Origin of the sequence: Peribacillus acanthi (assembly GCF_003073175.1) — a bacterium.
In the GTDB taxonomy this organism is placed as follows: Bacteria; Bacillota; Bacilli; order Bacillales; family DSM-1321; genus Bacillus_BN; species Bacillus_BN acanthi.
The window spans coordinates 100,691-110,085 of record NZ_QBBX01000006.1; the positions used below are offsets into that span (position 1 = coordinate 100,691).

Below are 9,395 nucleotides of genomic sequence, written 5' to 3' on the forward strand. Positions count from 1 at the left end.
ATATTAGAAACATTGAAAACTACGTATTTGTCTTGTATCGATCCCGAAATAAACCCATCTTCTTTGCCTTCTTCTCCAACGATATCCAGCTACGGAATTCCTACCAATAAAGGTTGGATAAAACCAAAATGAACTTCCATTATTTAACCAAACATACGTAAATCGGAATAGACATCCCCTCATTGCTCCAGGATCAACTGCAAAGGCACTAGGACCGGACATTGCAGTAGTCTGATTAGGAACGAATGAAGGCGGTGGTCCTTGTGGTGGTGCAGCTTGACCTGCACCCGGACCTTGACCCGGTCCTCCTCCAAATGGGGGTGAAGACGGGAATCCTCCCCCTCCAAAAGGTGGTTGAGAAGGCCCTCCTCCTCCAAAAGGTGGCAGTGATGGAAATCCTCCAGGACCAAATGGTGGTAACATCTGTCGATCATCTTGCATGATATACACCTCACCTCAAATGTTCTCTCTATGTGTATGCAAAAACCCATTTTTGGTGAAATGAAACTTTTTAAATTTCTTTTCCGCATGTTATGTACTATAATCGCATTGCTAAAAGAGGTAGTGAAAAATATCCCCCACTTGCAGATTATTCATGTTCGTACCAAGTTAAGTCCCATACCCCAATTAATACCCATTTATGGTACTCCGTGTCTGGACATACAAATCAAAATTAGGACTATGTCCAGTTACAATCATCTCCCCTACAACTTTTCCTAAAACCATATTGTAGACCGTTCCGTTGTCACCATAGGCATAAATATGATAACAATTCGGCATGTCATCGTAACAACCAATCATTGGAAGCCCATCGGTTGTCCCGCCGTATGCTGCACCTATGAAGTATTCCGCCCTTGCTTGGATATGAGGGAAAAGCTTATTAAATTCCACAATTAACCTTTCTTTTTTGCTATGTAGTTTTGAGTCTCTTTCTTCCGCAATATCTGTTGTTTCATCCAATCCTCCGATGATGACACGTTGATCTGGAGTGGTCCTCAAATAAATGTAGGGTCTAGCCGTTTCCCATATTAAAGTCCGATTATGCCAGGATGATAGATCATCTATTACATTTGTCACAACTGCATATGTACTTTCAATCGCTAAATTCTTATGTTTCTTAAATTCTAGCGTTTCGTACCCTGCCGCAATAATTAAGTGTTTGGCCTTAATGGTGTTGCCATTCGCTGTGTAAGAGGTCCAAATACCATTTTCATATTTCTTCCCGTTAATTAAGGTTTGTTCAAAAATCCGAACACCTTTTTCTCGTGCCATTTCGAACAATCCATAGGTCAATGCAACAGGGTTCAACTCGGCATCATCACTTAGGTATAGGGCTTTTTGTTTTTTGAAATGATAGTGGCTTTCTATATTAATTTCATCCCACATCTCCACATTAAAACCATGTTTGACTAGCAACTCATATTCCTTTTCAAGCTTGATAGCGCCTTCCTCATCTGAAGCAAAGTAAAGGCTATCCCTACGTACAAATTGAGCATCTCTTGGTATAGTCTTACTAGCAGTCTCTAAATCGGTAATGGCTTGTTCACATAGCTTTACATGCCTAGTAGCACGTTCCTCACCAAACGTATGAACTAACTCATGATAAAACTTCTCTCCTAAATATTGAATCAACGCCGTGTTTGTAGCAGTACTTCCAGATGAGACATGGTTTGCCTCAACAACAACCACGTCCAATCCTTTGTCCATAAGATAGAATACACATTGAGAACCTGAACTTCCTCCTCCTATAATCAACACATCACATTCAATATCCTCCTTAAGTACAGGAAATGCAGGCTTATTTTTAATTGTTTCTGGCCAATAGAACTTCCCAGTTTGAAGGTCCATTTTCTCACCTCATCATTTTTTTCTCTATCGTTAATATGTTCTGCTTAAGGAGGATTATGAGCTTCAAACTTTTTACGCCATCCGAAACATTCTTGTACTATAATAAAAGGAGCATAATCACGTAAGGAGTCGTACATATGAATAAGATGCTATACCCCTTTTTATTACTTCTTGGTGCCTCTAGCTATGGGGTACATGCATCCATGGTTAAACTTGCACTTGATGAAGGTTTCTCCATTCAACATGTGACAGGAAATCAATATTTATTCGGCTTGATCATGCTGGTATTTATGTTGCCATTTTTCAAAAAAATCAAGCCAACCAAAAAAGAGCTATCTATGCTCATGCTTGTAGGTACCTTTTTAAGCATGACAGGGATTATGTATGCATTAAGTTTAGAAAGAAACTCTGCTTCATTATCTATCATCTTACTATTCCAATTTTCTTGGATAGGCATCTTACTAGAATCCATTTGGGAAAAAAAGCTTCCTTCCATCGAAAAAGGTATTGCTATTCTACTCTTATTAATAGGTACAGGATTTGCAGGACAATTATTTACGGAAGGCATTGGTAACGTCTCTCTTGATGGTCTAATTTATGGGTTATTATCAGCAATTTGTTTTTCATTGTACCTTTTTGCCGGAGGAAAAGTAGCCAAAAGAATACCGAGTTTAGAACGTAGTGTGATCTTGACGATGGGAGGGTCTCTCTTAGTCTTAGTTGTTTTTAGCCCAGCTTTTATTTTTGACGGTACCCTTTTTGAAACAAGTTTATGGAAATTCTCCTTTTTAACCGGACTTTTCGGTGTCGTATTCCCGGTAGCTTTGTTTGCCATTGCTGCTCCAAAAGTCGAGGCTAGTCATGCATCCATCATTGGATCTGCTGAACTTCCAGCATCGATCATTTGTGCGATGATTTTTTTGCATGAACATATTTCAGCTTTACAATGGTTTGGGATTGGATTAATTGTAATTGGCATTGTCATTCCACAGTTCCGATTCTCAAACACAAGAAAACATCCAAAACAGGTTTCCGCCTGAGAAATACAGAACGAGGAGAATATAAAATATGAAGAGGTTAAAATCAATTGATCAGGTGAATACGTTAAAGCATTTGATACGTTTTATGGAACAGACAATAAAGACCTCATCATAAAAATTAGTTGATCAAGCTTTACAACCATATGGCGACAGATTATTTGAAGGATTCACATTAGGTAAATAACAAAAGGAGATGCTTAGGTGGCATCTCCTTTCTTATGTTTTATTCACTCTTTAAATTGGCCCATACATTGTATGCGAATATATAAATCCCTAAAACGGTAAGTGTAGCACCTGTAGCTATTGCTGCTGTCAGTGCTGTATTTCCAGTAAGAATTAATGAAGCTAGGGCTATCATCATGATGGGTAGACCCAGATTATGAAGCCAGAAATGCCACTTGGCTAATTTGCTGTTCGCAAGGTTAGGAAACGTATGATAAATGAGTCCTGCTAATGTTAGTGCCGTCCAGCCTAGCAAATTAATATGAACATGCACTCCAGTTAATTCATAGTTATGCGCAACAGACATATAATAGCCAAGCGATACACCAATCACAAAATACAAAGTTGATATTTTGATTAACTTAATCCCCATTATCCCACCTCCTTTTTACTTACTACAGTATATAAATTAACTAAGCATTAAAGAACATCCATGTAGTAAAAAAGAATTATCCACGAAATCCGAGTATGAAGAATACAGTTACTGGTATATTGAAGCCTTTCTCCGTCAACAATGGAGGTTGAGGTGATTACAATGAAAGGCATTACTTATATTAACGGGAAATTACCGATTAACGGTGAATCTGGAGAAAAAAGTGTCGAGATTCAATTATCTTCTATTCAGCAATATATACACGCGTACGGTATCGAACAGGTAACAATCAATCCATACCAAATTCATAGCCATTATACCCTTCTTCATGCCTTACATCATGACCTTCATAAAAAAAATAAAACCTATGACTATCTTATTACATACTCTTCAGATGCAACCGCTTCTTTCAAACAGCTTTACCCAGAAAGATGGGGACAAATTAGTCAATACTTTCATGAAATTGTTGAAATTCAAGATGCAACCATTGAAAAACTTGGATAACTTCCATAAACCAAAAGATAATAATGAGGAAAGGAAGTGATGGTTGTGCAAAACGATAATCAAGATGTTATAGATGAATTGAATAGCTTTTTAAAAGGACAATACATGGGAATTCATGCGTATGAACATTTCATCCAAAATACAGACGACCACGATGTAAAGAGAGCCTTCCAAAAAATTCAGCAAGAACATAAATTCCATGCGATGAGAGTAGCAGAACGAATACAGAATCTTGGTGGGACACCTGTTACGGACGAGGGGATCATCGGTTCTGTTGCTGATTTCATAAGTAAATTCACCACACCAAAAAACCGGAATGAGCTAATCAAAAAAGCAATTGTTGGTGAAGGCTATTATGGTATTAGTCTTTCAGAGAAAATGGTACAAGGTGATTTAGATCCTGAAAGCAACAGGATTGTGCAAGAGATTATTGATCGTGATCACAGACATTTATCAACACTAAATTCCTTATTACAATGACGTTAGCGAAGGGCCTGAATCTATTCGGGTCCTTCTTTCATTAGTGAAGGACTTCTTCCAAATTGACGAATTTTTCATGTTAATATGGGTATATACCAAAATAAGGAGTGTTGTTATGCTTCATCATGTTGAGCTCTATGTACGATCTCTTCCTGATTCAAAAAGATTCTGGGGGTGGCTATTAGAAGAGTTAGGCTATAGTTTATTTCAAGAATGGGATCAAGGGTTTAGTTATAAAATGGACAGTACATATCTCGTATTTGTACAAGCCGAAGATCGTTTTTTGGATATCCCCTATCATCGTTGCAGACCTGGTTTAAATCATCTTGCCTTCTGGGCAAAGAGTCGTGAGGAGGTTGATAGGTTCACAGAAAAATTAAAACATAAAAACATTACCATCCTGTATAAGGACAAGCACCCCTACGCAGGTGGTCCTTCCCATTATGCAGTTTATTTTGAAGATCCAGAACGGATGAAAGTAGAAATTGTCGCCCCCTCCTAATTTCCTATTTTTTGATTATTTTACGATTTATAGAAACATTTTCAAGTAACCGTCCGTCTAACCTCTTGAATGCATAACAATTTTCTTTTTCCGGAAAAAAGAAATTTCACTAAGGAGTGTTACTGAAATGAAAGGTTTATATAAAATTTCCATTAGCATATTGGCTGCTCTATTGTTAACTGCATGTGGATCTGAACAAACAGAAGACGTACAGAAAGAAGTAATATCAAAAGAACCAGTAACTAATGAGGAAACGGATTCCGATTCAAGCGATAAAGAAACTAGCGGGGAAGACTCTTCTTCTAAAGATTCTGAAGAAGTAACAGAAAATGATAGTGAGAAAGCTGTAGGTTCTGATTCCTCATTACCAAAGACTAAGGACCTTGAGGTTCACGTTGAAGGGCAAATAGAAAAGCGGCCAGCTACTTTAAATGAAAGTGAACTAGGCTACTATATTTATGTATTAGATAACTTTAACCTAGACGCTGAAGAACCAAATAAAGACATACTCACATCTACTTACGATGATTCTTTTTTTGCTAGAATTGAAAAACTGTCGCCTGACACTGATTTAAGTAAAATCAAGAAAAACCTTCTTGATTCTTATAAAGGCAAAGCCATTGAGGAAGATCCAAAGAAACTTTTCCTTAAGTCTTTCCATGATGCAGAGTTCTACATCATTACAGAAGAAAATTCAGATGTCAGAACATCCGTAATTTATGTAGGAAAGAAATTTAACAATCACCCATATGTGTTGACGGTGTTTCTCCCTGCTAAAGAGGCTGCAGAAGGATTAGGTCCAAATATGTGGGCAATGCTGGAAAGCATTCAAAACAAGAAATAATTTTAGACCCTGAAGAGCTTTCTGGCGATTCAGGGTTATTTAATGTAATCGCTCTATTAAATTTCCAATGAAAATCTAGGGGCTCCTTAATAAGCACGTCAGCAACATCTCTTTCTCCTACTCAAATTGTTCCTAAATCGTCATAGCTTTCATTTCATGATTGCCACTCTATTGTGTTATTCTATTTGTACGATTTTAATTTGAGGTGATATTTCATGGCTGTATGTGCAAAATGTAATAAAGACTTTGATCATAGTGAATTAATATTGACGGATGAATTCAAAGATGACGCTGGTGTAAAATCCTACTGTTCCTCCTGCTTCATTGAAGGTGTAAAAACAGGATTTGGTCATTACGACATCGGAAAGTGCGGGGTTTGTAATAGCCTTCTAGTTCTTCAATTTGACAACCAAGAAACTGTTGAACTAGCTAAAGTTGACGGCACGGTTCATTATATTTGTAAAAAGGTTCATGATGCCCTTGAACGTGGAAATGAAAATGAATTAAACAAACTAGAAGAAGAAGAGCACGAATTCTTGATTGTTTACGCCGTTGAACCTGAGGATGACGAAGAAAATGAGGATGAATAATTATAAAAATAAATTATGAGGATGATTACCGAATGAGGGTGATTAACCTCATTTTTTTTTTGGAAGAACAAAATCATGTTTACTTTCCTCCACTTAAAGGAACAGTAATATTATGTAAATTTATGAGGAGGTCTTTGCATGACTAATACAAAAGAAAATGTGTTAAAGGTACTAGAAGCTAATAAGGTCGGGACTTTAGCAACCGTACAGAACAATAAGCCACATTCTAGGTATATGACTTTTTTTCATGACGAATTGGTTTTATATACAGCAACCAGCAAACTGACGCATAAAGTGGAAGAGCTGGAGAAGAATCCATTCGTTCATATTTTGTTAGGATATAACGGGGAAGGTCTTGGTGATTCTTTTATTGAGTACGAAGGAAAAGCTCACTTGACAGACTCTAAAGAAACGATCGATAAGATTTGGAATGAAGAATTGGAAAAATGGTTTGATGGAAAAGATGATCCGAATCTCATCATCCTTGAAATCCAACCCCAATATATTCGTTTGATGAATATAGATGGAGACCCAGAAGAGTTACGTTTTTAGAAAACTAGGCAATCACCAAGTCTAAAGTGGCGATAGTCTTGTTGTATTTATTCCTTAATCAATTAATTGTCCACGAGCTCACCTTAGTTCTTGCTTTCAATATTACATTTTTAAAGATTAACAAAACAGCCGACAAGATATATTCCTTGTACGGCTGTTTTGGTTTATACTTTAAACTTTTTGATTAAATCTTGCATGTTCTCAGCCATTTGAGATAAGGACGATGCTGAAGCTGAAATTTCTTCCATCGATGCTAACTGTTCTTCTGTGGATGCAGAAACAGCTTCAGTTCCTGATGCAGTATTAGCAACAGTTCCGGCTATTTCTTTAATCGATGCATCTACTTCTGAAGCACCTACTGACATATGTTGAGAAGCTTGTGAGACTTCCTGAATTCGTTTTACTACTTGCTCAACTGCTTCAATAATATGGTTGAAGGTATTACCCGTTTTATTGACTACTTGGATACCCTCATTAACTTCTTGGGTTCCTAATCTCATAGCAGTCTCTGCATTTTGAGATTCTAGTTGAATGGTTTTTATTAAATCCCCAATTTTTTGTGCTGATAAAGAAGATTGTTCTGCCAATTTTCTAACTTCATCGGCCACTACAGCAAATCCCCTACCTTGTTCTCCCGCACGAGCAGCTTCGATCGCTGCGTTAAGAGCCAAAAGATTCGTCTGATCCGCAATTCCAGTAATGACACCACTGATTTGTCCAATTTCTAGGGAATGTTTCCCTAAGTTTTGAATCACTGTTGCCAATTCATCGATAGTATTGTAAATGGAATTCATTTGCGTGACAGCCAGTTTGATGGACATTTCACCTTCTTTTGCAAGTCCTGAGGCATTCTCTGAAATTTGCGAAGCTGTTTGTGCACTTTTGGCGACCTGGAATACCTCGTTAGATAAATTGGATACCGCCTTGGAACTTTCTTCGACACTCTGCAACTGCATATCAGTTGTAGACGCTACCTCTTGTATCGTAGATGCGATATGCTGCGTCGCTAAGCTTGTTTGCTCGGAACTTGCCGTTAGCTGTTCCGCTGATGCAGCTACCTGTTCTGACGTTAGGCTAACTTCACGAATTAACCGTGCTAAATTAAAGCCCATTGTATTGAATGATTCAGCAAGTTCACCAATCTCATCTCTATTTTTGACATCTATTGGATCGATTGTAAAATCCCCTTCAGCAACGATTCGAACATTTTTATTTAGCTTTTGTAATGGTATACGGATATTTCTAGTCAAATATGTAGCAAGGATGATTCCAAGCAAAATTGCCACTGACAGCATAATGATTGTATTTACTCTTGTGGCTTGAAATAACTTTTCACTCTCATTCCCTGCCTTTAATGCTCCATTAGTATTAATAACAATAAGTTCTTTTATATGCTCTTCTATCTTATTAAAAATAGCCTCTGATTTAATATATTGGTTAGATAGCTCTGAACGGTTTTCAGGAGCCAATAAATCCTTAGAAAGCGCCAACGTCATGAATTCATCATGAAACTTCAAGTAATCATTCCAAGCATTAGATAAGTTTGCAATCGATTCTTGTTCCCTTCTTGAAGTTGCAGAATCGGAATATTCTTTTAACGAACGATTCATTAATGCTGTCGTGACTCGAATATCACTATCAAGACGTGTTCTTTTGTTTACATCAGATTCAGTTATATACTTTAATTCTATGGCTAACATATGTTCAGTTAAATAGTTGATGCGATTGACTTGTTCTACTCTTGGAAGCCATTCTTCCGTCATTTCTTTGGATTTTTGGTTCATTTTGTTCATATTGAATAAACCTACTAACCCCATAATCAACATCATAATCATTATAATTGCGAAGGAACTAGCAAGCTTTGATCCTACCTTTAAAAATCTCCTCATAGTATAATCCCCCTGGAAGACTAGCAAATTCTTTTATTAACTTAGGAAGTGTAATGGGGTCGAATCCCCAGACACTTTCATACTATATACCTACTTTTTATAATCCCCTTGCATAAACTCTTCGAATTCATCATGTATATTTAAAATAGTATAAATTTATAGACCTATTTTACTGGAAACTATTACTTCTTACAATGATATAAAAGAACTATAACAATAAGCTAAAAATAGTAGAAGCTAGATTACCAGAATCTTACCTCTACTATCTTTCGAAATTCTATTATTTTTTTTATATTTTCTTAAACTTGCTCTTGATATTTTGGATAAGGATTCTATCATCCAATCACAAGCAGAATGTCAGCAGCTATATTGTCACTTTGGCACGATTACTTCAATATGCTTACGAAGAACTTCAAGTTTTACAGGCAACTGTTCACCTTCTTCACCATCAACATTTGTGACAAGTGTTTGGTTCGAAGAAATGTTGACCTTTTTGGATGTAAAGTAGATGACTTCATCATCTTCTCTTAGCTCTCCCTTTAGTAGGGATG

Annotated in this window: 11 protein-coding genes and 1 pseudogene; 7 read left to right on the forward strand and 5 right to left on the reverse strand. The window is 37.0% G+C overall.

Annotation, left to right across the window (positions count from 1 at the left end; translation table 11 throughout):
* Nucleotides 1-3: 3 nt before the first annotated feature.
* Both DBX25_RS07830 and DBX25_RS07835 read right to left on the reverse strand, forming a co-directional pair.
* Complete coding sequence (locus tag DBX25_RS07830; protein ID WP_108670228.1) at nucleotides 4-441, reverse strand: transporter; 438 nt, start codon at nucleotides 439-441, stop codon at nucleotides 4-6.
* Nucleotides 442-627: 186 nt separating this feature from the next.
* A complete protein-coding gene (locus DBX25_RS07835; protein ID WP_108670229.1) occupies nucleotides 628-1,848 on the reverse strand; it encodes an NAD(P)/FAD-dependent oxidoreductase in 1,221 nt (406 codons plus the stop codon).
* 137 nt (nucleotides 1,849-1,985) lie between these two features.
* On the opposite strand from DBX25_RS07835, the gene DBX25_RS07840 reads away from it, so the two are divergent.
* Nucleotides 1,986-2,888 carry an EamA family transporter gene (locus DBX25_RS07840; protein WP_108670230.1) on the forward strand — a complete coding sequence of 301 codons (903 nt, stop codon included), beginning with the start codon at nucleotides 1,986-1,988 and terminating at the stop codon, nucleotides 2,886-2,888.
* 223 nt (nucleotides 2,889-3,111) lie between these two features.
* Here the strand turns inward: DBX25_RS07840 and DBX25_RS07845 are convergent, their stop codons facing one another.
* On the reverse strand, nucleotides 3,112-3,483 hold the full coding sequence (locus DBX25_RS07845; protein WP_108670231.1) for a cytochrome-c oxidase: 372 nt from the start codon (nucleotides 3,481-3,483) through the stop codon (nucleotides 3,112-3,114).
* Between the two features lie 153 nt (nucleotides 3,484-3,636).
* On the opposite strand from DBX25_RS07845, the gene DBX25_RS07850 reads away from it, so the two are divergent.
* From DBX25_RS07850 to DBX25_RS07875, 6 genes are all read left to right on the forward strand, one after another.
* Nucleotides 3,637-3,987: a hypothetical protein gene (locus DBX25_RS07850; protein WP_108670232.1), complete on the forward strand. Its 351-nt coding sequence runs from the start codon at nucleotides 3,637-3,639 to the stop codon at nucleotides 3,985-3,987.
* A gap of 39 nt (nucleotides 3,988-4,026) precedes the next feature.
* Entirely contained in the window at nucleotides 4,027-4,467 is a 441-nt protein-coding gene (locus DBX25_RS07855) for a ferritin-like domain-containing protein (RefSeq protein ID WP_108670233.1), read from the forward strand.
* A 115-nt stretch (nucleotides 4,468-4,582) separates the two neighbouring features.
* Entirely contained in the window at nucleotides 4,583-4,969 is a 387-nt protein-coding gene (locus DBX25_RS07860; protein WP_108670234.1) for a VOC family protein, read from the forward strand.
* Between the two features lie 127 nt (nucleotides 4,970-5,096).
* Nucleotides 5,097-5,813: a hypothetical protein gene (locus tag DBX25_RS07865; RefSeq protein WP_108670235.1), complete on the forward strand. Its 717-nt coding sequence runs from the start codon at nucleotides 5,097-5,099 to the stop codon at nucleotides 5,811-5,813.
* Between the two features lie 215 nt (nucleotides 5,814-6,028).
* Nucleotides 6,029-6,403, forward strand: coding sequence for a hypothetical protein (locus DBX25_RS07870; RefSeq protein WP_108670236.1), 375 nt, complete (start codon nucleotides 6,029-6,031; stop codon nucleotides 6,401-6,403).
* Between the two features lie 138 nt (nucleotides 6,404-6,541).
* The gene (locus tag DBX25_RS07875; RefSeq protein WP_108670237.1) at nucleotides 6,542-6,955 is read left to right on the forward strand and encodes a pyridoxamine 5'-phosphate oxidase family protein; all 414 of its coding nucleotides are present in this window, start codon (nucleotides 6,542-6,544) and stop codon (nucleotides 6,953-6,955) included.
* A gap of 164 nt (nucleotides 6,956-7,119) precedes the next feature.
* Here the strand turns inward: DBX25_RS07875 and DBX25_RS07880 are convergent, their stop codons facing one another.
* Together DBX25_RS07880 and DBX25_RS21275 are read right to left on the reverse strand one after the other, a co-directional pair.
* Nucleotides 7,120-8,844: a methyl-accepting chemotaxis protein gene (locus DBX25_RS07880; RefSeq protein ID WP_108670238.1), complete on the reverse strand. Its 1,725-nt coding sequence runs from the start codon at nucleotides 8,842-8,844 to the stop codon at nucleotides 7,120-7,122.
* Nucleotides 8,845-9,216: 372 nt separating this feature from the next.
* A pseudogene (locus DBX25_RS21275) lies at nucleotides 9,217-9,395 on the reverse strand (diacylglycerol/lipid kinase family protein); the annotation flags it as partial.

Bases quoted from the DNA above. Each gene is read 5' to 3' on its own strand.
- DBX25_RS07830 (WP_108670228.1), bottom strand. From the start codon at position 441: ATGCAAGATGATCGACAGATGTTACCACCATTTGGTCCTGGAGGATTT.
- DBX25_RS07835 (WP_108670229.1), bottom strand. From the start codon at position 1,848: ATGGACCTTCAAACTGGGAAGTTCTATTGGCCAGAAACAATTAAAAAT.
- DBX25_RS07840 (WP_108670230.1), top strand. From the start codon at position 1,986: ATGAATAAGATGCTATACCCCTTTTTATTACTTCTTGGTGCCTCTAGC.
- DBX25_RS07845 (WP_108670231.1), bottom strand. From the start codon at position 3,483: ATGGGGATTAAGTTAATCAAAATATCAACTTTGTATTTTGTGATTGGT.
- DBX25_RS07855 (WP_108670233.1), top strand. From the start codon at position 4,027: ATGGTTGTGCAAAACGATAATCAAGATGTTATAGATGAATTGAATAGC.
- DBX25_RS07860 (WP_108670234.1), top strand. From the start codon at position 4,583: ATGCTTCATCATGTTGAGCTCTATGTACGATCTCTTCCTGATTCAAAA.
- DBX25_RS07865 (WP_108670235.1), top strand. From the start codon at position 5,097: ATGAAAGGTTTATATAAAATTTCCATTAGCATATTGGCTGCTCTATTG.
- DBX25_RS07870 (WP_108670236.1), top strand. From the start codon at position 6,029: ATGGCTGTATGTGCAAAATGTAATAAAGACTTTGATCATAGTGAATTA.
- DBX25_RS07875 (WP_108670237.1), top strand. From the start codon at position 6,542: ATGACTAATACAAAAGAAAATGTGTTAAAGGTACTAGAAGCTAATAAG.
- DBX25_RS07880 (WP_108670238.1), bottom strand. From the start codon at position 8,844: ATGAGGAGATTTTTAAAGGTAGGATCAAAGCTTGCTAGTTCCTTCGCA.